Source organism: Novosphingobium sp. (genome assembly GCF_965229225.1).
Lineage (GTDB): Bacteria > Pseudomonadota > Alphaproteobacteria > Sphingomonadales > Sphingomonadaceae > Novosphingobium.
Genome location: NZ_OZ245867.1, coordinates 1,350,524 through 1,372,882, shown reverse-complemented (window position 1 = coordinate 1,372,882; position 22,359 = coordinate 1,350,524). Strand labels below are relative to the sequence as shown.

18 protein-coding genes and 2 pseudogenes are annotated in these 22,359 nt (G+C 65.2%); 9 read left to right on the top strand and 11 right to left on the bottom strand.

All coding sequences use genetic code 11. The features are described from left to right. Window positions 1–6: 6 nt before the first annotated feature. The gene (locus tag ACO06X_RS06080; RefSeq protein WP_421839060.1) at window positions 7–747 is read left to right on the top strand and encodes an SDR family oxidoreductase; all 741 of its coding nucleotides are present in this window, start codon (window positions 7–9) and stop codon (window positions 745–747) included. A 130-nt stretch (window positions 748–877) separates the two neighbouring features. Here ACO06X_RS06080 and ACO06X_RS06075 read toward each other — a convergent pair whose 3' ends face one another. From ACO06X_RS06075 to ACO06X_RS06065, 3 genes are all read right to left on the bottom strand, one after another. Beyond that, window positions 878–2,440, bottom strand: coding sequence for a fatty acyl-CoA synthetase (locus ACO06X_RS06075; protein ID WP_421839059.1), 1,563 nt, complete (start codon window positions 2,438–2,440; stop codon window positions 878–880). A 93-nt stretch (window positions 2,441–2,533) separates the two neighbouring features. After that, window positions 2,534–4,945 carry a TonB-dependent receptor gene (locus ACO06X_RS06070; RefSeq protein WP_421839058.1) on the bottom strand — a complete coding sequence of 804 codons (2,412 nt, stop codon included), beginning with the start codon at window positions 4,943–4,945 and terminating at the stop codon, window positions 2,534–2,536. 53 nt (window positions 4,946–4,998) lie between these two features. After that, complete coding sequence (locus ACO06X_RS06065; protein ID WP_421839057.1) at window positions 4,999–5,925, bottom strand: alpha/beta hydrolase; 927 nt, start codon at window positions 5,923–5,925, stop codon at window positions 4,999–5,001. A gap of 302 nt (window positions 5,926–6,227) precedes the next feature. Here ACO06X_RS06065 and ACO06X_RS06060 point away from each other — a divergent pair, with 302 nt between their 5' ends. Beyond that, the gene (locus ACO06X_RS06060) at window positions 6,228–7,274 is read left to right on the top strand and encodes a helix-turn-helix domain-containing protein (RefSeq protein WP_421839056.1); all 1,047 of its coding nucleotides are present in this window, start codon (window positions 6,228–6,230) and stop codon (window positions 7,272–7,274) included. An 18-nt stretch (window positions 7,275–7,292) separates the two neighbouring features. Here ACO06X_RS06060 and ACO06X_RS06055 read toward each other — a convergent pair whose 3' ends face one another. From ACO06X_RS06055 to ACO06X_RS06020, 8 genes and pseudogenes are all read right to left on the bottom strand, one after another. Beyond that, window positions 7,293–8,801, bottom strand: a complete 1,509-nt coding sequence (locus ACO06X_RS06055; protein ID WP_421839055.1) for a flavin-containing monooxygenase — start codon at window positions 8,799–8,801, stop codon at window positions 7,293–7,295. 199 nt (window positions 8,802–9,000) lie between these two features. Beyond that, window positions 9,001–10,113, bottom strand: a complete 1,113-nt coding sequence (locus ACO06X_RS06050) for a class II histone deacetylase (RefSeq protein WP_421839054.1) — start codon at window positions 10,111–10,113, stop codon at window positions 9,001–9,003. 259 nt (window positions 10,114–10,372) lie between these two features. Then, a complete protein-coding gene (locus ACO06X_RS06045; RefSeq protein ID WP_421839053.1) occupies window positions 10,373–11,425 on the bottom strand; it encodes a LacI family DNA-binding transcriptional regulator in 1,053 nt (350 codons plus the stop codon). Between the two features lie 266 nt (window positions 11,426–11,691). Next, entirely contained in the window at window positions 11,692–12,432 is a 741-nt protein-coding gene (locus tag ACO06X_RS06040; protein ID WP_421839052.1) for a FadR/GntR family transcriptional regulator, read from the bottom strand. A 148-nt stretch (window positions 12,433–12,580) separates the two neighbouring features. Beyond that, entirely contained in the window at window positions 12,581–13,888 is a 1,308-nt protein-coding gene (gene xylA / locus ACO06X_RS06035; RefSeq protein WP_421839051.1) for a xylose isomerase, read from the bottom strand. A 7-nt stretch (window positions 13,889–13,895) separates the two neighbouring features. After that, window positions 13,896–15,344, bottom strand: a complete 1,449-nt coding sequence (gene xylB / locus ACO06X_RS06030; protein ID WP_421839050.1) for a xylulokinase — start codon at window positions 15,342–15,344, stop codon at window positions 13,896–13,898. Between the two features lie 328 nt (window positions 15,345–15,672). Beyond that, window positions 15,673–16,671 (bottom strand): AraD1 family protein, encoded by a 999-nt coding sequence (gene araD1 / locus ACO06X_RS06025; RefSeq protein WP_421839049.1) that lies wholly within the window; start codon window positions 16,669–16,671, stop codon window positions 15,673–15,675. A gap of 63 nt (window positions 16,672–16,734) precedes the next feature. Beyond that, window positions 16,735–17,097: pseudogene (locus tag ACO06X_RS06020) on the bottom strand (MFS transporter); the annotation flags it as partial. A 192-nt stretch (window positions 17,098–17,289) separates the two neighbouring features. Here ACO06X_RS06020 and ACO06X_RS06015 point away from each other — a divergent pair. From ACO06X_RS06015 to ACO06X_RS05985, 7 genes and pseudogenes are all read left to right on the top strand, one after another. Continuing rightward, a pseudogene (locus tag ACO06X_RS06015) lies at window positions 17,290–17,418 on the top strand (galactose-1-epimerase); the annotation flags it as partial. Window positions 17,419–17,450: 32 nt separating this feature from the next. After that, entirely contained in the window at window positions 17,451–19,259 is a 1,809-nt protein-coding gene (locus tag ACO06X_RS06010; RefSeq protein WP_421839048.1) for an IlvD/Edd family dehydratase, read from the top strand. Window positions 19,260–19,443: 184 nt separating this feature from the next. Further along, the gene (locus ACO06X_RS06005) at window positions 19,444–20,349 is read left to right on the top strand and encodes a sugar phosphate isomerase/epimerase family protein (protein ID WP_421839047.1); all 906 of its coding nucleotides are present in this window, start codon (window positions 19,444–19,446) and stop codon (window positions 20,347–20,349) included. Window positions 20,350–20,384: 35 nt separating this feature from the next. Beyond that, window positions 20,385–20,789, top strand: a complete 405-nt coding sequence (locus tag ACO06X_RS06000) for a C-glycoside deglycosidase beta subunit domain-containing protein (RefSeq protein WP_421839046.1) — start codon at window positions 20,385–20,387, stop codon at window positions 20,787–20,789. A gap of 51 nt (window positions 20,790–20,840) precedes the next feature. Next, window positions 20,841–21,443, top strand: a complete 603-nt coding sequence (locus ACO06X_RS05995) for a TetR/AcrR family transcriptional regulator (RefSeq protein ID WP_421839045.1) — start codon at window positions 20,841–20,843, stop codon at window positions 21,441–21,443. A gap of 14 nt (window positions 21,444–21,457) precedes the next feature. Next, window positions 21,458–21,919, top strand: a complete 462-nt coding sequence (locus ACO06X_RS05990; RefSeq protein WP_421839044.1) for an Lrp/AsnC family transcriptional regulator — start codon at window positions 21,458–21,460, stop codon at window positions 21,917–21,919. Between the two features lie 24 nt (window positions 21,920–21,943). Continuing rightward, window positions 21,944–22,303, top strand: a complete 360-nt coding sequence (locus ACO06X_RS05985; RefSeq protein ID WP_421839043.1) for an EthD domain-containing protein — start codon at window positions 21,944–21,946, stop codon at window positions 22,301–22,303. Window positions 22,304–22,359 lie beyond the last annotated feature (56 nt).

Below are 22,359 nucleotides of genomic sequence, written 5' to 3'. Positions count from 1 at the left end.
CGCGCCATGGCCATTCTCGTCACCGGCGGTACCAAAGGTATCGGGCTTGCCATCGCCAAGCGTTTTGCGAAGCCCGATACCGATGTGTTCCTGAACTTCCGCGCCGATCAGGCCTCGGCGGACAGCGCCAAGGCGGAGATCGAGGCGCAGGGCGCGCGCTGCCATCTGATCCAGGGCGATGTGAGCACACCGGAAGGGGCGCAGGCGGTGGTGGCTGAGGTCGCGGCGAAGACGGACCGGCTCGACCAGCTTGTCCACTGCGCGGTGAAAGTGCTGCCCGAACCGCTGCTGACGGTCGATCCGGTGGCGTTCACCGAGGCGATCAATCTCAACGGCACGGCGCTGGTCTATCTGGCGCAGGCCGCGGTGCCGCTGTTCCGGCGCGGCAGCACGGTGTTTTTCCTCTCTAGCCGGGGCAGCCGAACTGTCATCCCGAACTACGCCGCCGTGGGTGCGGGCAAGTCGCTGGCGGAAAGCCTGATTCGCTACCTTTCGTTCGAGCTTGCCCCGCTGGGCGTGCGGGCCAATTGCGTCGCGCCGAGCGCGGTCGACACCGAAGCGCTGCGGCAGGTTTATGGCGCGCAGACTGAAGAAATCATGCGCCAGTCTGCCGCTGCTAGCCCCAGCGGGCGCAATGTGGTCGATGACGATTACTGTAGCCTGATCGAATATCTCGCGAGCCCCTCCGCCGCGATGATCCAGGGGCAGGTGGTGTTCGTGACCGGCGGCTCGTATCTGGCGGCCTAGGGTGGACAGTCGCAATCCGCCGCATTTACCTCGTCATTGCGAGCGGAGCGAAGCAATCCAGAGCCGCGCAGAACCGCTCTGGATTGCTTCGCTGCGCTCGCAATGACGAAGGTGGGTTGGGGGTGGTCCACTAAAGCAGCGAAAGCCTGAGTTCGCGCTTCAAAATCTTGCCGCTCGCGTTGCGCGGCAGGTTCTCGGCGAACACCACCTTCTTGGGGATCTTGAAGGCCGAGAGGTGCTCGCCGCAGTGTGCCAGCACGGCCTCGGCTTCCAGCGCATGACCTTCGCGCAGCACGATCACGGCGGTCACCGCCTCGATCCACTTGGGATCGGGCATCCCGATCACCGCCACTTCGCTGATCGCGGAGTGGCGATAGAGCACTTCCTCCACCTCGCGCGAGGCGACGTTTTCGCCGCCGGTCTTGATCATGTCCTTCTTGCGATCGACCACGGTGATGTAGCCTTCGGCATCCGCCACACCGAGATCGCCGCTGTGGAACCAGCCGCCCGCAAAGGCCTCCGCCGTGCGTGCGGGATCGTTCCAGTAGCCGCTGAGCAATTGCGGCGAGCGGTGGACGATCTCGCCCACTGCGCCGGGCGCCACCGGTTCCATCGCGTCATCGACGATGCGCGTCTCGACATGCAGCGTCGGCCGCCCTGCCGAACCCAGCCGGGCGGCATGTTCCTCCGGAAACAGGATCGTGGCGACCGGGGCGATCTCGGTCTGGCCGTAGAGGTTCCACAGCCGCAGCTGCGGGATCCGCGCGTTCATTTCACGCAGCACTTCGACCGGCATGATCGAGGCGCCGTAGTAGCCCTTTTCGAGCGCCGTGAGATCGCAGGTTTCCATCAGGGGTGAGCGCAGGAGCGAGATCCACACTGTCGGCGGTGCGAAGAACGAGGTGATCCTGTGCTGCGCCAGAAGCTGAAGCACGTTGTCTGCCGCAGGCGATCCCGTGATCACGTTTGTCGCGCCGACATGCAGTGCCGGGCCGATCATGCAATCGAGCTGCGCGCAGTGAAACAGCGGCATGGCGTGGAGCGCGACCGTCCCCGCCGTCCATTCGCAATCGATGATGCAGCTCTGATATTCCCACAGCACGCTGTTGTGCGAAAGCATCGCGCCCTTGGGCCGCGATTCCGTGCCGCTGGTATAGACGATCTGCAGCAGGTCCTCGCCGCCGCGCTCCTGCGGGGCGAGCGGTTCGTCGCTCAGCAGTTCGGTCCAGGCAGGAAGGCCCGCCGGCGGCGATACAAGCTCACCCGCCATGCCGAACATGTGCTCCACCGCAGCGCTGCGTGCGGCAAGGCCCGTCGCCAGCGTGGTCTCATCCACGAACAGCGCCCGCGCGCCCGAATGATCGAGGATGTAGCGCACATCTTCCGCATTGAGCATGAAATTGATCGGCACCAGCACGGCATCGGCCCGCGCGATGGCAAAGCGCAGCGCGATGAAGGCATGGCTGTTGCGCGCGAGGATCGCGATGCGGTCGCCCGGCTGCATCCCCAGCCGGCGCAGGCCTGAAGCCAGCCGCTCCACTTCGCGGTGAAAACCGGCATAGCTCCACGTCACATCGCCGCAGATGATCGCGGTCTTTGCGCCATGGCGCTCCGCCGCGCGGGTGAGCATGGCCGAAAGCGATTGCGCCCGCGCGCGGGCGATAACCGGATCAGAATGCGTTTCCGCTGACATGGGAACCCTTTGGAATGGCTGGTGGTGAGGGGAGCGACAAGCAGCAAAAAGGGAGCAGCGCCAGCGGCACTGCTCCCCCCTTGAAGCCGGTGCTTACTTGAAGCGCACCTTGAGCGAGACACCATAGGTGGCCGGCATGCCGGTCGCCTGGGTGATGATGTTGTTGTACGAGATCTTGTTCTGCACGTTGAACGTGTTGAACACGTTCTTGCCCCAGGCCGAAACGGTCAGCTTCTCGCCGGGGAAGACGTAGCCGATCCGGGCATCGACGAGCGCATAGCCTTCGATGCGGAACGCGGTGCGGTCGATCCAGCGGTTCACCCCGTTGTCGGGGATCTGCAACTGGCTGCCGGCGATGTAGGCATCCTGATAGGTGCGGTAGTTGATCCCCGCACCCACGAAGACTTCGCCGCCGGCACTGGTTGGCACGCGGTAGTCGATATCGCCGACCAGCGACCACGACGGCGCGAAGGGCAGGCGGCTGCCGGCAAAGTTGCGCTGATCGCCGAACACCGTGATGCCCGAATACTCGTCGACCTTGGTTTTGAGGTAGCTCATCGAACCCGACAGCGTCAGGCCTGCCGTCGGACGAATGGTCACTTCAGCCTCGACGCCGAAGATGTGCGACTTGGGCACGTTGTCGAGCCGCTGGAGCAGGCCGAACAGCGCGGTGTTGACCGTGCCCTGGATCTGCTTGTCGCGGTAATCCTGATAGAACACCGCGCCGCTGAGCGAGATGGCGTTGTTCATCAGGCGGGTCTTCACGCCCGCTTCATACGAAGTCACCGATTCCTGCTTGGCCGGCGTGAACACTTCCTGCGTCGCGCCGGTGATCACCGGGAACGCGCCCGCCTTGTACCCGCGCGAGATGTTCGCATAGAGCAGCGTGGTGGAGTTGGGCTTGAAGTCCAGCCCCGCGCGCCACGAGACGTTGTCTTCCTTCAGCGTGATGTTGATCGGATCGCCCGGCAGGTTCTGCGCGTTGAGCGAGATGCAATCGCCCGGACCGATCGGGATGTCCTTCCCGCCCAGCAGATTGCCAAGCAGCCGGAACAGCGAGGAAAGCTGCTGGTCGCCCGTGGTGTCCGAGCCGCACATGCGGTTCTTGTTCTTCGAGCTGGTGTAGCGGATGCCGGCCTTGAAGGTCAGCTGGTCGGTCAGGTCGTACTCGCCGTTGGCAAAGGCGGCGTAGTTGTCCATCCGGCCGCGGTTCTGCACGTTGGATTCGTGGATGAAGTTGGTGCCCGCATTGCTCAGCGAGTTGGCACCGTAAGTGATGATCTGAAGTTCGTCGACCTTGCTGTGGTTGTAGTTCGCCCCCACGGTCCAGCGGAACTTCGCACCCGGCGCCGAAGCGTTCGAGAGGCGCAGTTCCTGGTTGAAATCGCTGATCGTGCCATCACCGCGCGGGTTGTCGACCAGCTCGTACTGCGAGCCATCGAGGTCGAACGCCATGTTCTGCTTGAGGTGGTTGTAGGTGGTGATCGAAGTCAGCGCGACATCGTCGGTCACGTTGTAGTCGGCGCGCAGGAAGGCCTGGAACAGCTTGCGGTTGCCGCGCGGGCGGGCGGATTCGGTATCCGATTGCGTGCCCACACCGCGGCGGCCCGAATTGGACCAGTTGGCCGCACGCAGATCGCGCGGGGCGAGCGGCGCATTGAGCTCCTCGGGCGTCGGGGCGGCGGGGTTCGACGGCAGCGAAGCAATGATCTGCAGCGCCTGCGGGTCAGACCGATCGACCGAACCATTGAGGTTGAGCTCGAACTTCAGCTTGTCGGAGGCCTGCCAGTCGGTGATCAGGCGCGCGGCGATGTAGTTCTGTTCGCCGTTCGAGTCCTTGCGCGTGAAGTTGTACTGCCAGTCATCGCGGTGCATCGCATCGACCGCGAGGCGCATGCCGACGGTCTCGCTGACCGGGCCACTGATATACATCGTGCCGTGGACTTCGTTGAAGCGGCCGTAATCAAGGTTGAAGCCGGCCTGCAGCTCCTTGGTCGGCTTGGCCGCGACGAAGTTGATTGCACCGCCGGTCGAGTTCTGGCCGAACAAGGTGCCCTGCGGACCCTTGAGCACTTCGACGCGCTCCAGATCATAGAGCGAGTGGCCTGCCAGCACCGGGAAGGGCATCGGCGCCTGATCGAGCGAGAGGCTGACTGCCGGATAGACGCCGAGCGAGTCAGAGTTGAAGCCGATGCCGCGCAGGGTGAACACCGGCGTGCCGTGGGTGGAGGGGGCGAGCGCGAGGTTCGGCACGGCCTTGGCGAGTTCGTCCAGCCGCACGATGTTGCGCTTGTCGAGCAAGGTGGTGTCGAACGCGGCGACGCTCGCGCCGACCTTGCTGATGCTTTCACTGCGCTTGTTGGCGGTAACGATGATTTCGCCGACGGGGGCTTCCTCTGCGGCGGCAGCGGTTTCTGCTGCCGGAGCCGCGAAGGCCGGCTGCGCGATGTCGGCCAAGCCGATTGCCGTGGATGCCACCAGAACGGTGCGCCTGATCTTGCTCATTTTCCCTCTCCTTTGGGTTGTCGTTTTTTTGTTGTGGTCAGTTGTCGTTGCGGTCAGCCGTTCACCAGATCTCCGAAAACGCCGATGGCGCGCCGCAGGATGCGATCGGCGGTGGGGAAGGCGGCCCGCATCGTGGCAAGCCCGTGGATCAGGCCCTTCGCTTCCATGAAATGAACTTCCATCCCGGCCTCTGCCATGCGGCCGGCCATGGCCCGGCCTTGATCGCGCAAGGGATCGAGCCCGGCGGTGAGAATGACCGCCGGCGCAAGGTCTGCCGGCAGCGGGTGCAGCAGCGGCGATGCGGCTGCGCCTGCAGCCATGCCCTCGCCGGGGAGGTAATCCGCCGCGAACCGGGCGAGGAGCTTGGCATCGAGGATGAAGCCTTCGCCGAAGGCCTTGTACGATCCGCGATCCGGGGCCGTGCAATCGAGCCAGGGATAGACCAGCAACTGCGCCTTGACCGCAGCGGAGCCGAGCGCGGCTGCAACATGAAATGCCAGATTGCCGCCCGCGCTGTCACCCGCCGTGGCAAGCCCGGTCACCGGCGCTTCGAGTTCCGCCGGGCTGGCGAGAACGAAGCGCGCGGCTTCGACGCAGTCGTCATGGCTGGCAGGGAAGGGGCTTTCCGGCCCCATGCGATAATCGACCGCAACCACGCGCAGCCCGGTGATCGCGGCAATCGTCGTGCAGACGGGATGATGGGTCTCGAGGTCTCCGATCACCCAGCCGCCGCCGTGCATGTAGAGCACGACCGGCCCCGCTGCCGCTTCACCGGGGAAATAGGCGCGGAGTGCGCAAGTGGGGCCCGCAATATCCTTCCAGCGCACACCTGCTTCGGGCGGCGTATCGAATAGCGCGCCCATTTGCAGGTAGGTCGCGCGCATGTCCGCCGCCGAGAGATCGGCCAGGTGCGGGCCGCCCTGTTCGGCAATTCCCGCCAGCACAGCCGCCGTCTCGGGCAAGACAAAGGGTTCTTCCATCAAGAGGCTCCTGCCATCTGCAAAAACACGTTCGGCCCGCTGCGGAGAGGCGCGCGGGCACCGAGGATGAATTGCCGCATCCCGGCCGGTTTTGGACTGAAGGAGTCCATCTGATCGGGTCTTGCGGCAAACATCTGAAAAATAACAGTAACTCCAAAAGCTACATGCATGTATCAGGAAAGCTAGGCGAATGGGCGGCTGCGCACCATGTCGCTGCGCGCCAAGTTATTGACGGATGTGGCCAGCGCCCGCTACGTTCCTCCAAAAAAGGCAGCACAAGGGTAAAGAGGAGGGGATGGAGCATGGACTCCAATGCACTCTACGCGACGTTGCCGGATCTGAGCGCACGGATCATGCGCAGTGCCCTGGCGAGCGAAACCAGGGTCGATTGGGATGATTTCTGCCGCAACAGCCATGTCCGGCCCGTGCGTTTCGACGCCTACTCGGGGCAGCTCCTCGCGCAGGAGGAACTGCAGTTGCAGAAGTCGTTCGCGGCCTGCACGGTGGGTGCGCGCAACATCTGGTTCGATATCGGCCTGCGCTACCGGGCGATCAAGTATGGCGAGCTTGGCCTTGCGATGATGACGGCGCGTACGCTGGGCGAAGCCATGCAGATCGCCTGCCGCTGCCAGTCGCTCACGTATTCGCTCATCAACTATCGCTATGCCTCTGCGCCCAACGGCGCTCTCGCGCTGATCGGCAGCTGCAGCAAGCTGGCGGGGCCACTGCACGATTTTACCCACTACCGCGATCTCGGCGCGATCCGCACGCTTGTGGCCGATCTGATGGGGGGCGTTCTGCCGCTCGAGCGCGTCACGCTCACCACGCCGCCCCCGCCGGACTGGGCGCAGCAGCAGCACCACTTCCCATGTCCGGTGCAGTTCAACGCGGACCAGACGCAGTGGCTGTTCCTGCCGGGTTCGGCCAACCTGGCGCTGCCGATGGCCGACAGCGATCTCGTCACGCTCTACAGCTCGCGGTGCGACACCATGCTGCGCCGCGCGCAGACCGATGCCACGATCAAGGGCCGGCTCGCCGCGCGGCTCAGCCGCAGCGACAGCGATTTCCCGACTGCCGGGGAGGCGGCGCGCATGCTCGCCCTTTCCGAACGCACGCTGCACCGGCGGCTGGCAGAGGAAGGCACCCGTTTTTCGGCAATGATCGACGAAGCACGCTACTGCCGCGCGCGTGAGTTGCTGATGGAAGGGCACATGGCGATCGAGCAGATCGCCGTTGCGGTCGGCTTCGCCGAACCGTCGAGCTTCTCCCGCGCGTTCAAGCGCTGGTCGGGCATGGGCGCCCTGGAATTCCGGCGGCAGTCCCAGACGAGCAACACGCGTCTCGCCTGAGGCCTGCCGCCGAGGGTATCAGCTGTAGGCGAACTCGGCGCCTTCCAGATCGATTGCCGGGATGTCTACCGCCTCGCGCCAGTAATCCTGCGTGTGGCGCCATTCCGGCTGCTCGCCAAGCCGCTTGGGCAGCTTGTCCATGTCGCGCATCAGGTAGCTGGGATTGAAGTTGTCATCCTCGATCCACGGCATGAGCGGTTCATTCGCCAGTGCGGGCGGGATCACGATGTTGACTTCGGACGTGCCCTTTTCGTCCATGTGCCGCAGCATGCGGCAGACGAAATCACCGAGGAGATCGACCCGCAGCGTCCACGCCGCGCGGAAATAGCCGAAGACCCAGACCATGTTGGGCACGCCTTCGAACATCATGCCGCGATAGGTCGCCTTCTCGGACCAATCGATGGTCTTGCCGTCCACCTGGAATTCGATGCCGCCCATCATCAGCAGCTTGAAGCCGGTTGCCGCCATGACGATGTCGGCCTTGAGCTCGTCGCCCGAGCCGAGCTTGATCCCGTCCGCGGTGAAATGATCGATGGTATCGGTGATCGCGGAGACCTTGCCGTCGCGGATGCGCTCGAACATGTCGCCATCGGGGATGAATGCCAGCCGCTGCTGCCAGGGGCGATAGCGCGGGGTGAAGTGCGGCTCGAACTCGAAGTCCGGCCCGGCATACTGGCGGATCAGTTCCTTCAGTTCCTCGAACACCAGATCGGGCTCGGCCCGCGCGCGGTGGTCCAGCATCTTGAGGTTGTGCAGATAATCGAGCCGCACAACGCGGTGCACGGTATCCTCGTCCACGCCGATCTCGCGCAGCTTGTCAGCCAGATCGCTGCGGTTGGGATAGCAGTAGAAGTAGGTCGGCGAACGCTGCAGCATGGTCACATGCTTCGCCTTGTCGGCCAGCACCGGGATCACCGTTGCGGCGGTCGCGCCAGAACCGATGACGACAACCTCCTTGCCGGCATAGTCGATGCTGTCATCCCACAACTGCGCGTGGACAAGCTGCCCCTTGTAGTCCGCCATGCCCGGCCAGTCGGGCAGATAGGGGTTGTGGTGGTCATAGTACCCCTGGCACATCCACAGGAAGTTGGCGCGATAGGTCGGCCCGGCCGAACCATCGGTCTTGCGCGTTTCCACCGTCCACAGCTTCTCGGCCGTGGACCACGAACAGCGCGTGATCAGCGTGCCGAAGCGGATGGCGGTGTCCAGATCGTTCTCGGCCAGCACATCGCGCAGATACTTGCGGATTTCCTCGGCGGTGGCGATCGGCGGGCCGATCCAGGGCTTGAAGCGGTAGCCGAAGGTATAGAGATCGGAGTCCGACCGGACGCCCGGATACTTGTGGGTGTGCCACGTGCCGCCGATGTCGTCCTTCGCCTCGAGGATCACGAAGCTCTTGCCGGGGTTCTGTGTCTTGAGGTGATAGGCGCTGCCGATGCCGGAAATGCCGGCACCCACGATCAGGACGTCGAAATCCTGCGTTGCCGCGCCCGTATCCAGCTGCGGCTTTTCCATTACATCGGTCACATCACGCTCCCATTCGGCCTGAGTCCGGTCGCGACACGCATCGCTCCGGCTATGGTCACGAATTTCGCCAAGATGACGCGCGATGCAACGTCGCAGCCTGCCAACTAACTGGCCGGTGCTGCCATTCGCCTTGCTGCGTTGCCACACCGGGCCAGTCCCCCTGCGGAGAACCGGCCCGGCGCGGCAGGGGGGAGGGACTTTACAGCCCTGCGCCCGCGCGCATTTCCTCGATCAGTTCGAAGTGGAACGCCAGCATGCGCTCATCCGGCTGCTGCGGCCCGAAGAAATCCATTTCGGGATCGACGACTTCGGTCTTCACACCCGTCAGCGCCTCGAGCAGCGAAAGGCCGCAGAACGGTACATAAGCTTCCGAGTAGCCGCCTTCGTGGACCACCGCGAGGCGTCCGCCGCACAGCTCGTCCGCCACCGCGATCATGCGTTCGGTCATTGCCCGGAAGCTTTCCGAATGCAGCATCTGCCGGGCGAGGGGATCGGCGGCATTGGCGTCGAGCCCGCTGGCGATCACGATCAGATCGGGCTGGTAGCGCTGCAGCGCCGGGATCACGACGCGGTCCAGCGCCCTGAGGTAGGTTTCGTGGCCGCTGCCGGCGGGGAGCGGCACGTTGAGATTGGCGCCGAGGCCCTCGCCTGTCCCGCGATCCTCATGGCCGGTGTAGCCCGGCGGGAAGCAGCGATCCTGATGGATCGAGATCGTCAGCACGTCGCCGCGATCATAGAAGATGCTCTGCGTGCCGTTGCCGTGGTGGACGTCCCAATCGACCACCGCGACCTTGCCGAGGCCGTGGCGCGCCTTGGCCGCATCGATGGCGATGGGAATGTTGGCCAGCAGGCAGAAGCCCATCGGCTGATCGGCAAGGCAATGGTGCCCCGCCGGACGGCACAGTGCATAGGAATTGCGCGCGCGGCCCGTCACGACCGCGTCCACCGCCTCGATGGCAAGCCCGGCAGAGAGCGCCGCAAGTTCGAAGCCGCCCTTGCTGAAGGGGGCAAACAGGCCGAGCTCACCGCCGCCGGCATCGCTCACCCGCTTGAACTCGTCGATATAGCTGGCGGGATGGATGCGCAGCAGATCCTCGCGCGTGGCCGGTGCGGCGCTGCGCACTTCCATATGCTGATCGAGGCCTGCCGCGCGCACCAGATTGAGCAGGCGCCGCTTCGAGGCGGGCGTATCTGCCCCATAGCTGCCCGAAGGCGGCTCGACCCAATCGCCGATCGGAAAGAACAGCGCCTGCACCCCGGTGCAGTGCCAGAAGGTGCGCTCGTCGGTCAGGAACAGTGTCGCGTCGCTCATTTGGTTTCCCCTCGCTCGCGGAGCACGCCTTGGTCCCCGCCGTATGTGGTGCCAGCACCTTGGTCCGGTGATTGTGCCCACCGGCAGGTTTATCAGCTTTCGGCGCGTGGATGGTCCTGCCGAATCTGTCTGGGCTGTCATTAGGACGGGGCGCCCGGCGCTCTGGCTTGGCCGCAGTGGCCAATCTGCGTTGCGGCGGGTGAAGCGACTTTGCCGGTCTTGCCTGTTCCGGGCTTCCAGTTGCCCGTCGCGCCTTGATTCAGGTGCGCGGCGGTGCGTCGGAATCGCGCTGCACCAGCTCGTAATCGAGCGTTGCAAGCCGCGGCCTTGCCGCATCGGCTGCGCGGTCGCTGCGGATCTCTTGCGCCAGCAGATCGAGCGCGGTTTCGGCCATCTGCCGGATCGGCTGGCGGATCGTGGTCAGCTCGGGCCAGATGGTTGAGGCGAGCGCGGTATCGTCGAACCCGCAGATGGTGAGATCGCGCGGCACATCGAGCCCGCGCCGGTGCGCAGCGGCAATGCAGCCCGCCGCCATGTCGTCGTTCGAGGCGAAGATCGCGCTTGGCGGGGTGGAGAGAGCCAGCATGTCGATCGCTGCATCAAGGCCGGAGCGATAGGTGAACTGGCCCTGCCGCACGAGCGCTTCGTCCACATCAGCACCCGCCTCGGCCATCGCATCGCGGAAACCGGCAAGGCGCAGTGCGCTGGCGGATTGGTGCGGGTTGCCGATGATGAAGCCGATGCGGCGGTGCCCCAGCCCGAGGATATGCCGTGTCATGTCGTGCGCGGCCTGATAGTCGTCGATCATCACTACGCCGTGGTGCGCCTCAGCCTGCCCCGGCCCGATCAGCACGGCATGGGTGCCAGCTCGGAGCAGGCGCGTCAGCAGCGCGGTGTCGTCGCATAGCGGCGGCGGCAGCAGAAATCCGTCCACCGCGCTTTCGATCAGGCGCTGGATCATGCGCGATTGGTCGCGCTCCGGATCGCAGCGCTCGACCACGAGGTTGGCATCGAGCCGGGTTGCCGCATCCATGCAACCGATCAGCAGTTCGCTGAGGTAGGCGGCGGAGGGGTTTGAATAGAGCAGCACGATCCGCAGCTGCGAAGCACCGGCAAGGCTGCGCGCAGCCCGGTTGGGTGTATAGCCCAGTTCCTTGATCGCGGCCTCCACGGCGAGGCGCGTTTCCTCGCGCACCCCCGCGCCGCCGTTGACCACGCGGCTCACCGTCATCTGCGAACACTTCGCGAAGCGCGCCACATCGCTGACAGTGAGGCGGCCTGACTGGCGGCGGCGCGATCGGGGTTCGTTCATCTTGCATGAGCTCCGGCTGGCGATTTCCTGACCGTGCCGCCGCTCCTTGGCAAGCGCGATTGCTACAGGAAGGACGGGCAAGGGCAGCCCGCAAGGTGATGCGACGCGCACGCTGTGCGGCAACGTTTCCCCGCCCAATTCCGCCCCGCCGATCTCGGTGGTCGATCTGCCTAAACAGGCCTAAGCCGGGCAGCGGGTGGATCACCCCGCGCCCTTGCAGAATAAGTACGATTATACTGCCGAAAGCCCGTTCCGATGCACCGGAGCTACAGCCGTTCGGGCAGGTCGATATCGGCAAGGGCCAGCTCGATCAGCCTGTGCATCGCGGTGCGTGCGCCGGGGCCATCGCCATTGGCCACGGCATCGAACAGCACGCGGTGATCGGGCAGCGGATCGCGCGGTAGCTTGCGCTTGCGCTGCTTGTAGATCGTGGTCCAGCGCACCGCCGCCGAAATCGTGCTGGCGAGCGCGATGAGCGCCGCATTGCCGGTCGCCTTGAGCAGCGTGGTGTGGAATGCCTGGTCCGCCGCCTGCCCCAGCGGGGAGGCCAGCGTGTGTTTCGCCATTTCCTCCAGCGCATGCCCCATCTGCGCCAGTTGCCCGCCATTGCGCCGTTTTGCCGCGAGTTCCGCCGCTGCCGGCTCGATGATCATGCGCAGCTCGAACAAGTCGTGGATCGCCGTCACGCTCGGCTCGCCCGCGAAAGTCCAGGCCAGCACATCGGGGTCGAGGATATGCCAGCGCGACGGATCGGTTATGCGCGTGCCCGCCTTGGGCCGGCTTTCCACCAGCCCCTTCGCGGCCAGAATCCGGATCGCCTCGCGGTAGGCGGTGCGTGAGATCTGGTTGCGCTCGGCAAAATCGAGCTCGCCGCTCAGCACGTGGCCGGGCGGGTATTTGCCGGTGACGATGGCAGTGCCAAGATCGCGCGCGATGCTGCCATGCAGACGCAGCGATTTGTCAGACCTGTCGATCCCGTCTGTGCCCAGTTCCTTGCTACGCGACACCCTGTGCTCCTTGCGCCCTGTCCCTATTTGGGCGCAAATTCGCCAAAGTCCAGCGCATGAAGGGATATCGGGCCTGTTCAAGCCGTCCGCACAAAGGAGGCACAACCGGTGCGGGCGGCAGGTCTGGCCGCAGCCAGAACCGTCTGTATCAAAAGCGGCCCAGCAGGTTCTCCAGCCACTCCTGCCGGCCCGAAACCGGCCCCGGCGCCAGATCGCGCGCCACGGCTAGGTCAGCGATTTCGGACAGGCTCGCGCTCCTGATCGTCTGGCCCAGTTCGCCCTGCCAGCCGGCATAGCGCCCGGCGCGGAAGGCGTCGAGCTGGCCATCCGCGATCACCGCCTCGGCGCGCAGCAGCGCCCGCGCGATCACGTCCACCCCGCCGATATGGCCGTGGAACAGGTCTTCCGCATCGACCGACTGGCGGCGGACCTTGGCATCGAAGTTGAACCCGCCGGTGGTGAACCCGCCCGCGCGCTCGATCTCGATGCAGGCGAGCGTCAGCTCTTCGACCGAGTTGGGGAACTGGTCGGTATCCCAGCCATTCTGCGGATCGCCGCGGTTGGCGTCGATCGAACCAAAGATGCCGAGCGCCCCCGCCATCGCGATCTCGTGCTCGAACGTATGGCCCGAAAGCGTTGCGTGGTTCGCCTCGATATTGACGCGGACTTCGTTCTCGAGCCCGAAGCGCTTGAGGAAGCCGTAGACCGTCTGCGTGTCGAAATCGTACTGGTGCTTGGTCGGCTCGTGCGGCTTGGGCTCGATCAGGATCGTCCCGGCAAAGCCGATCTTGTGCTTGTGCTCGACGACAAGGCTGAGGAAGCGGCCGAAGTTGTCCTGCTCGGTCTTGAGATCGGTGTTGAGGATCGTGTCATAACCCTCACGCCCGCCCCACAAAACGTAGTTTGCGCCGCCCAGCCGGTGCGTCGCTTCCAGCGCATCGCGCACCTGGCTCGCGCCCCAGGCATAGACTTCCGGGCGCGGGCTGGTCGCCGCACCTGCCAGATAGCGCGGATGGCCAAACAGGTTCGCCGTGCCCCACAGCAATTTGCGGCCATGCGCGGCCTGGAGTTCTTCCAGATGATCGACCGCGCGGGCAAAGCTCGCCCGAAACGCGCCGATGCTTTCGGCAGGCGCCATCACGTCGACATCATGGAAACAGTAGAACGGCAGGTCGAGCTTCTCGACAAACGCCAGCGCCGCCTCGCGCTTGGCCCGCGCTGCGGCTTCGTCCTGCGGGCCGTTCAGCCACGGGCGGTCGAAGGTGCCCGCGCCGAACACGTCGCTGCCCGGCCAGCAAAAGGTGTGCCACATGCACACGGCAAAGCGCAGGTAGTCCTCCATGCGCTTGCCGAAGACCACGCGGTTCTTGTCGTACCAGCGGTAGGCCAGATCATTCGTGGAATCAGGGCCTTCGTAGCGGATGGTCGGAAAGGCATCGAAGTAGGAAGCAGACATGGCGGAGTTACTCCTCGATGGCGCGGAGCGCCTGATAGGCAGCGCGGAAGCGGGCACGCTTCGGCGCGAGGCGGGCGGCGAGATCGAGATCGGGCTCGATCACGGCCCGAACGGGTGGGCGGGTGCAGACTTCGGCCGCGCTTGCGCCGGTCACGGCCATTTGCGCCAGCCTTGCGCCGCCGAGCGCGGGGCCGACTTCGCCGCCGTGGAGGTAGACCAGTCGCACGCCGAGCACGCTGGCGAGGATGCGGCCCCAATGCGCCGAGCGCGAACCGCCCCCGATCACCGCCAGTTCCTCGATTCCCGTGCCAGCGCTGCGCAGCGCGTCGATCCCGTCGGCATGGGCAAAGGCTACGCCCTCAAGCACGGCGGCGGCCATGCGCGGCGTCGTGCTCTCGTTGCCAAGGGCCAGAAATGCCGCGCGGATATGCGGGTCGTTGTGCGGCGTGCGCTCGCCAGAGAGGTAAGGGAGGAACAGCTCCGGCCCGCACGCCGCGCCAGCCTGTTCGGCCAGCGCAAAGAATTCCGCCGGTCCCGGCACGTTGCACGCGCGCGCTGCCCAATCGATGCACGATGCGGCGGAGAGATGCACGCTCATCTGGTGCCAGACCCCGGGCAGGGCATGGCAAAAGGCATGGACGGCCTGCGCCGGATTGGGCCGGAACGCATCGTTCGCCACGAAGATCACGCCCGAAGTGCCGAGCGAAAGCATGCCCTGTCCTTCGCCCAGCACGCCGACGCCCAGCGCGCCTGCGGCATTGTCGCCCGCACCCGCCACCACCGGCACCCGCTCCATGCCCCAGCCGCGCGCCACATCCTCGCGCAGCGAGCCGGTCACGTCCGGCCCTTCGTGGAGGCGCGGCATATGAGTCTTGTCGAGGCCCGTCGCCGCCAGCATTTCGCCAGACCATGCCCGCGCCGCCACATCGAGCCATAGCGTCCCCGCCGCGTCGGACATATCGCTCGCCTTCTCGCCAGTGAGCGCGAGGCGCACGTAATCCTTGGGCAGCAGCACCGTGCGCGTCGCGGCAAAGACATCGGGCTCGTGCGCGCGCACCCATGCCAGCTTGGGCGCGGTGAAGCCGGGCATGGCGATGTTGCCGGTGATCGCCCGGCTGCGCGGTTCGGCGGCTTCCAGCGCCGCACATTCGGCAAAGCTGCGGCCGTCGTTCCACAGGATCGCCGGGCGCAGCGGCTTGTCGTCCGCTCCCAGCAAGGTCGCGCCGTGCATCTGGCCGGCAAGGCCGATCCCGCGCACCCCGGCGCGCAAAGCAGCATCGAGCCCCAGCACGGCCTTGTGCGTGGCCGCGATCCAGTCTGCCGGCGCCTGCTCGGACCACAGCGGTTGCGGCCGTGAAACGGTGAGGTCCGCGCTCGATTGCGCAAGGACTTCGCCGCTTTCGGCCGTGACGACCGCCTTTACGCAGCTCGTGCCGAAATCGATGCCAAGGTACATACGCGGCCTACTTCGCTTGCAGCGGATCGATCGTCTGGATCGTGCCGTCTGCATTGACCGGGGCAGGGCCCGGGGCAGGGGTTCCGGCCTGCGTGCAAGCAGCAACGGCCAGAGCGTGGAAAGGGCATGGCGCTGCCACGGTGATTCCTGCCTTCATTGCCCCGCATCCCTCCTCGTATCCGGCACCTTTTGCTTGCGGTATGCCGCTCGATTGCCGATTTATGATAGCGCTACCTAATCTGCTCGGCAAGCGATGGTGATGCCGCTTTCCAGCAGTGCCTCGACGCTGGCAAAGTCCGCTTCGCTCCCGGCAATCCGCAGCATCGCCTCAAAGCACCGTCACACCTTGCACCGCCGCCGCATCGCCCGCCGCGCGGGTCAGCGGATTGCGGCAAGGCAGCGCAAACGGCGCCGCCGCGATCTCGAACACATCGCCCGGCTCGGTGCGCACGCCGTCGCTGTAAGAAAGCGTCGCGGTGCCGAAGAAATGCACGTGGACCTGCCCGGGCCGGCGAAACAGGCCATACTTGAAGTGATGGTGCTCAAGGTTCGCGAGGCTGTGGCTCATGTTCGCCTCGCCGGTGAGGAAGGGCTTCTCCCAGATCACCTCGCCGCCGCGCACGATCCGGCTGGTGCCGCGGATATCCGCTGGCGCATCACCGATCAGCAATTCCGGCCCCAGCGCCGCGCGGCGCAGCTTGGAATGCGCGAGCCAGAGGTAGTTGTGCCGCTCGGTCACGTGATCCGAAAACTCGTTCGCGAGCGCGAAGCCCAGGCGGAAGGGCGTGCCGTCCGGCCCGATAAGGTACACGCCTGCCAGTTCCGGCTCCTCGCCGCCATCCTGCGCGAAGCATGGCATTTCCAGCGCTTCGTCCGGCCCCACCAGCTGGTTGCCATCGCCCTTGTAGAACCACTCGGGCTGCTGCCCCACGCCGCCATCGGCTGGCTTCCCGCCCGCCAGCCCTTCGAGGAACATGCGCATGGAATCGGTCTGCTGCGCCGCTGCCGCCTCACGGTGCATCCTGTCGCGCCCCTCGGCAGAACCGAGATGGGTGAGACCGGTGCCGCTCAGCATCAGATGCGCCGGGTCTTCATGGTCGATCGGTGCCAGAAAGCGCCCGGCGGCAAACTCCGCCGCCAGATCGACCGCCGCGCCCGTGCCGCAGGCCCGCGCGGCCTCGGCAAAGCTGATGCCGCCCGCAATCGCGCGGAGCGCAAGCTCGCGCACCGAGCCCACGCCGGGCAACACATGGGCCGCCGAACCCTCGGCGAAAACGACCGACCGCGTGCCGTCCTCGGCGCGGTGCTGAAGCAGACGATTTGCCATGGTGTGCAGTCCTTCAGAGTGTGAGCTTGCCGTCGATCAGGCGCAGCGCGCCGTCGCACTGGGCAGCATCGCCAGCGTCACGCCGCGGGAGGGGGTCGAGGCCGCCACCATCATGCCCAGCGCGCCCGCCGCCATGATCACGAGGCCGATCACCAGTGATTTCTGGTAACCCACCCGCTCGATCAGCCGGGCCGAAGGGACGGAGGCGACGAAGTAGGCGATGAACCACACGGACTCGAACAATATTGTCTGTGTATAGTTTAAATCAAACACGCTGCGCAGATGCGGCAGCAGTGTCTTGTTGATGGCCGTGATGAAGCCCCACATGAAGAACAGGCTCGCCAGCAAGGTCAGCGCCGGGCCGAAGTTCTGCGGAGATACCTCCGTTTTCCGGGCACTTGTCTGGGCCTGGGCCGCAGGCGGCATGGTCGGTCGCATCCTCTCGGTCGGTCCTTGCGCAGGGCGAAACGCGTTGGTCTTGCGCGGATTCTATTTGTCAGACTATATTTGAGATATGCAAGCGTCAATGGCGCTTTGCGGCGCGGGTTGAAGAGGGACATAAGGATGGAATCCAAAGGCCGACCGCCCACCGGTGCATGGCTCTGCGTAACCGCCAGCGCGCAGGAGCCGCATAAGTTCCCCGATGCGCCCAACTAGCGGGGCTTCCTTTCCGCCCGCGTCGATCCCGGCAAGCCCTATCGCCACGCGGTGTTTTTCCGCGTCGGCAAGGCGCCCTTGGCCCGCTGATACCTGCTGCACCAAGACTCTGGAAAGCTGCCATGACCGATACGCCTGACACCCCGTCCGCCCGCAAGCTGCGCTCGCAGGCCTGGTTCGACAACCCGCACAACATCGACATGACCGCGCTCTACCTCGAGCGCTATTTGAACTTCGGGCTGAGCCTAGAGGAATTGCGCGCGGGCAAGCCGATCATCGGCATAGCGCAAACCGGCAGCGACCTTTCTCCCTGCAACCGCCACCATATCGTGCTGGCCGAACGCGTGCGCGAAGGCATCCGCGAGGCGGGCGGTATCGCGCTCGAAATCCCGGTCCATCCGATCCAGGAAACCGGCAAGCGGCCCACCGCCGCGCTCGATCGCAATCTCGCCTACCTCGGCCTTGTCGAGGCGCTCTATGGCTATCCCATCGACGGCGTCGTCCTCACCACTGGCTGCGACAAGACGACGCCTGCGCTGCTCATGGCCGCCGCGACGGTCAACATTCCCGCCATCGCGCTTTCGGTCGGCCCCATGCTCAATGGCTGGTTCAAGGGTGAGCGCACCGGCTCGGGCACGATCGTGTGGAAGGCGCGCGAGCTGCTGGCCAAGGGCGAACTCGACGAGATGGGCTTCATCAAGCTCGTCGCCAGCTCCGCGCCCTCGACCGGTTATTGCAACACGATGGGCACGGCGACGACGATGAACAGCCTCGCCGAAGCGCTGGGCATGATGCTCCCCGGTTCCGCCGCCATCCCCGCGCCCTACCGCGACCGGCAGGAGTGCGCCTGGCGCACCGGCAAGCGCGCGGTCGAAATGGTGCGCGAGGACCTCAAGCCCTCTGACATCATGACGCTGGAGGCCTTCCACAACGCCATTGTCGTCAATTCGGCCATCGGCGGCTCGACCAACGCGCCGGTCCATCTGGCCGCGATTGCCCGACATGTCGGCGTCGATCTCCCGCTCACCGAATGGCAGCGGCTCGGCCACAAGGTGCCGCTACTGGTCAATCTCCAGCCGGCGGGCGAATACCTCGGCGAGGATTATTACCGTGCGGGCGGCGTGCCCGCCGTCGTCGCGCAGTTGATGGCACAAGGCCTGATCGCCGAAGGTGCGTTGACCGTGAACGGCCGAACCATCGGCGAGAACTGCCGCGACGCGGAAATCGAGGACGAGCGCGTGATCCGTCCGTTCGATCAGCCGCTGGTCCACGATGCCGGGTTCATCGTGCTTTCGGGCAACCTGTTCAACTCGGCGATCATGAAGACTTGCGTGATCAGCCCGGAATTCCGCGCGCGCTATCTCGCCAACCCCGATGATCCCGAAGCCTTCGAAGGCCCCGCCGTGGTGTTCGATGGGCCGGAGGATTACCACGCCCGCATCGACGATCCTGCGACCGGGATCACCCCGGAATCGGTGCTGTTCATGCGCGGCACCGGCCCCATCGGCTATCCGGGCTCGGCCGAAGTCGTGAACATGCGCGCGCCGGTTTATCTGATCCAGGCCGGGGTCAATGCGCTTCCCTGCATCGGTGACGGGCGCCAGTCGGGCACTTCGGGCAGCCCCTCTATCCTCAACGCCGGCCCCGAAGCCGCCGCGATGGGCGGCCTTGCCTTGCTGCGGACGGGCGACCGGGTGCGCATTAATCTTCGCAAGGGCACGGCGGACATCCTCCTACCGGAAAGCGAACTCGCCTCCCGCCGCGCCGCGCTCGAAGCTGTCGGCGGCTATCCTTATCCCCCTTCGCAGACGCCATGGCAGGAAATCTACCGCGAGCGCGTCGGCCAACTGGAGACGGGGGGCATTCTTGAAGGCGCGGAAAAGTTCCAGCGCATCGCGCAGACCATGGGTCTACCGCGCGACAATCACTGAGCCTGACGACTTTACGCGGATCTGCGTTCCGTCGCCCGGTGCTTGAGACGGGGCTGGGCTGTTTTTCCGGCGCAGCACCCGAAGGGCAGGGCTTGTGCGCAATTTAATCAGCGATTAGATAAAGCCCCGACGGCACCTTGCCGTCCACATATCGCGCCCTCGTGCGCAAGGGGTTTTGCGGACAATGGGCTCTCTCCAATACGGCGTCTCGGTCTACAGCTACGTCAACGACTACGGTTCGGTGATGACGCTGGAAGACGCGTTCGATCACATCGCCGATACCGGCGCGACCGGGATCGAGATCCTCGGCGAGGGGCAAGTCGAAGGCTATCCCGAGCCATCATCCGCGTGGCTCGATACGTGGTTTGCGCTCGTCGATCGTTACAAGCTCGAACCGACCAACTTCTGTGCCTGGGTCGATACCCGCATCACGCTCACCCGCAATCTCACCATCGCGGAAGGCGCGGCCGAGCTGGCGCGGGACTTGCGGCTCGCCCACCGCCTCGGCTTCAAGTTCCTGCGCCCCAAGTTCGGCGTCACTTCGCACGAGCTCGATCCCGATCCGCAATGGCAGGCCTATGTCGAGCGCAACCTCGATCTCGCGCACCAGCTTGGCATCATCATCTGCCCGGAAATCCACGCGCCCACGCCGATCAAGCACCGCGTCACCCAAGGCTACATCGAATTCATCGAGCGCACTGGCACGAAGAACTTCGGCCTGATGATCGATACCGGCATCTTTCAGGACCGTCCGCTCACCCACTGGGGCTCACACCAGATCAACGACGAGATGCGCGAGCACATGGCTTTCCTGAACGGCATCAAGGTGCCGCCCGAACAGTTCCTCGATATCGCGCAGTACGTCGTGTTCATTCAGGCCAAGTTCCACGATATCGACGACACTCTGGAAGACCTCAACATCCCGTGGCGCCCGGTCATCGCAGCGATCAAGCGCTCGGGCTACTCCGGTTACCTCTCCAGCGAATACGAAGGCCTGCGCAGCCCCTGGCGCGCCATCGATCAGGTCCGCCGCCAGCAGGTCCTGCTCCGCAAGCTGGAGCGCGACTACGATCTGGGCCTGCTCGCCTGAGCGCCCACTGCGTCACAATTCATAGGAACACCAAGATGCTCGAACACCAGCTCATCCAGAGCACCGGCTTCCGCAACATCGGCCCTGTGGGCGCGCGCACCGGCTTTGCGGTCCGCATCCGCATCCCCAACTATCACGGCACCCGCCTTTCGCAGCTCGATGGCTTCACCGTCACTGTCGATGGCGAGGTCTACGGCTTCGAGCAGAATAGCCTAGGCATCCGCGATGAAGTCTACACCCTTGCCGAAATGCGCGAGGAAACCACTGCGCGCTGGGGTCTGCTCGAATGGGGCGAAATCCTTGTCGACAAGCCCGGCGGGCTCGAACCCGGCATTCACAAGGTCGAAGTGCTCGCCCGCATCCGCTATTCCTATTTTCCGCCCGACGTGCACGTGTTCCCGATGCACGAAGCCCGCCTCGCGACGCTCTGCGTGGCCTGACTGGCGCCTCGCTGCAAACATGGTACGGATGCGTCACGACCGGGAAGGCGCATGTCGACGAAGAAGCCGTACCACAAGGAGGACCTGAGGGGCGATCTGCTCAAGGCCGGTCGCGCCTGGGTGGAAGCGCACGGCCATCTCGGCCTCTCGATGCGCATCCTTGCGCAGCAGGTCGGTGTCTCGCCCGGCGCGCCCTATCACCACTTCCCGGATCGGCGTGCGTTCCTCCTTGCGCTCGCGCTCGATGGCTTTCGCGAAATGCTCGCCCGGTCGGACGCGGTTGCGGCCACTGCCGATCACCCGGCGGACAAACTGCGCGCGCTCGGCACACAATTCATCCGTTTTGCCGAAGAGAACCCGCATCTCGTTGATCTGATGTATGAAAGCGAGCTGACGTCCCCCGCGCTCGATCCAGACCTTCTTGCGTTCCAGCAGATCGGTCACGCCGCTGTGCGCGCGGCAGTCGCTGCCAGCATGCCCGGCCTTGATGGCGAAGCGGCAGACCTGCGCACCCTTGCATTCTGGTCCGCGATCTACGGTTTCGCCTCGATGCGCCGCAAGGGCGTGATCCGCCCCATGCCCGGCGCCATGACCACTGCCGATCTGGCCGGCGCGATTGTCGAGCGCGCCATTGTCGCCGCGCTGGCCGGCTAGGAAGGATCCTGCGCATGGACAAACTTGATCGCCAGCTGCTCGCCTTGCTCCAGGTCGATGCCTCGCGCGCGCACGCCGACATTGCCAAACTGGTCAACCTCTCCGCCAGCCAGGTCTCCCGCCGCATCGCCCGGCTTGAAGCGGAAGGCTATATCCGCGCCACCGTCGCGCTGCTCAGCGAAGCGGCGCTGGGCCTGCAGGTCGAAGCCTTTGTCGCCGTCGCCATGGCCAGCTACGCGCCCGATGTCGTGCGCGGTTTTCACAACCGCATTTCCGCGCTCGACGAAGTGCTCGATTGCCGCGCCACCACCGGCGATTCCGATTATCTCCTGCGCATCGTCGCGCGCGATCTCGCCAGCTATTCCAAGCTGATGAACGAACAGCTGCTCGGGCACGGCGATGTCGCCAGCGTGCGCTCCAGCGTGGTGCTCGATCGGGTCAAACACACCACCAGCCTGCCCCTGCCCCCACTCTGATTGCCACCAGTCTGAGAGAGAACCATGATCAAGCTCACCTTCTGCCTCCACCGCCTGCCGCACCTCAGCCGCGCCGAATTTCAGGACTATTGGCTGAATACGCACGGGCCCCTCGTTGCCAGCGTCCGCGATGCGCTCAAGATCCGGCGCTACGTCCAGCTACATTCGCTGCCCGATACGGATAACGCCCCCTTCGCCGTGGCCCGCGGTGCGCCCGAGCCCTACGACGGCGTGGCGCAATTGTGGTGGGACAACTTTGAAGACCTCGCCAGCAGCAGTCCCGAAGCCATCGCCGCCGGCGCGCTCCTGCTCGAAGACGAACGCAAGTTCATCGATCTCCCCCGCTCCCCGCTCTGGCTGGGTCAGGAACATGTGATCTTCTAGCTCCGAGCAGGGGTTCCCAACCCCGCTCATGCTGAGCTTGTCGAAGCATAAGGCGC

What these genes read in the sequence shown, in the direction of transcription:
- ACO06X_RS06080 (WP_421839060.1), top strand. Translation starts at nt 7, where the DNA reads ATGGCCATTCTCGTCACCGGCGGTACCAAAGGTATCGGGCTTGCCATC.
- ACO06X_RS06075 (WP_421839059.1), bottom strand. Translation starts at nt 2,440, where the DNA reads ATGTCAGCGGAAACGCATTCTGATCCGGTTATCGCCCGCGCGCGGGCG.
- ACO06X_RS06070 (WP_421839058.1), bottom strand. Translation starts at nt 4,945, where the DNA reads ATGAGCAAGATCAGGCGCACCGTTCTGGTGGCATCCACGGCAATCGGC.
- ACO06X_RS06065 (WP_421839057.1), bottom strand. Translation starts at nt 5,925, where the DNA reads ATGGAAGAACCCTTTGTCTTGCCCGAGACGGCGGCTGTGCTGGCGGGA.
- ACO06X_RS06060 (WP_421839056.1), top strand. Translation starts at nt 6,228, where the DNA reads ATGGACTCCAATGCACTCTACGCGACGTTGCCGGATCTGAGCGCACGG.
- ACO06X_RS06050 (WP_421839054.1), bottom strand. Translation starts at nt 10,113, where the DNA reads ATGAGCGACGCGACACTGTTCCTGACCGACGAGCGCACCTTCTGGCAC.
- ACO06X_RS06045 (WP_421839053.1), bottom strand. Translation starts at nt 11,425, where the DNA reads ATGAACGAACCCCGATCGCGCCGCCGCCAGTCAGGCCGCCTCACTGTC.
- xylA (WP_421839051.1), bottom strand. Translation starts at nt 13,888, where the DNA reads ATGTCTGCTTCCTACTTCGATGCCTTTCCGACCATCCGCTACGAAGGC.
- xylB (WP_421839050.1), bottom strand. Translation starts at nt 15,344, where the DNA reads ATGTACCTTGGCATCGATTTCGGCACGAGCTGCGTAAAGGCGGTCGTC.
- araD1 (WP_421839049.1), bottom strand. Translation starts at nt 16,671, where the DNA reads ATGGCAAATCGTCTGCTTCAGCACCGCGCCGAGGACGGCACGCGGTCG.
- ACO06X_RS06010 (WP_421839048.1), top strand. Translation starts at nt 17,451, where the DNA reads ATGACCGATACGCCTGACACCCCGTCCGCCCGCAAGCTGCGCTCGCAG.
- ACO06X_RS06005 (WP_421839047.1), top strand. Translation starts at nt 19,444, where the DNA reads ATGGGCTCTCTCCAATACGGCGTCTCGGTCTACAGCTACGTCAACGAC.
- ACO06X_RS06000 (WP_421839046.1), top strand. Translation starts at nt 20,385, where the DNA reads ATGCTCGAACACCAGCTCATCCAGAGCACCGGCTTCCGCAACATCGGC.
- ACO06X_RS05995 (WP_421839045.1), top strand. Translation starts at nt 20,841, where the DNA reads ATGTCGACGAAGAAGCCGTACCACAAGGAGGACCTGAGGGGCGATCTG.
- ACO06X_RS05990 (WP_421839044.1), top strand. Translation starts at nt 21,458, where the DNA reads ATGGACAAACTTGATCGCCAGCTGCTCGCCTTGCTCCAGGTCGATGCC.
- ACO06X_RS05985 (WP_421839043.1), top strand. Translation starts at nt 21,944, where the DNA reads ATGATCAAGCTCACCTTCTGCCTCCACCGCCTGCCGCACCTCAGCCGC.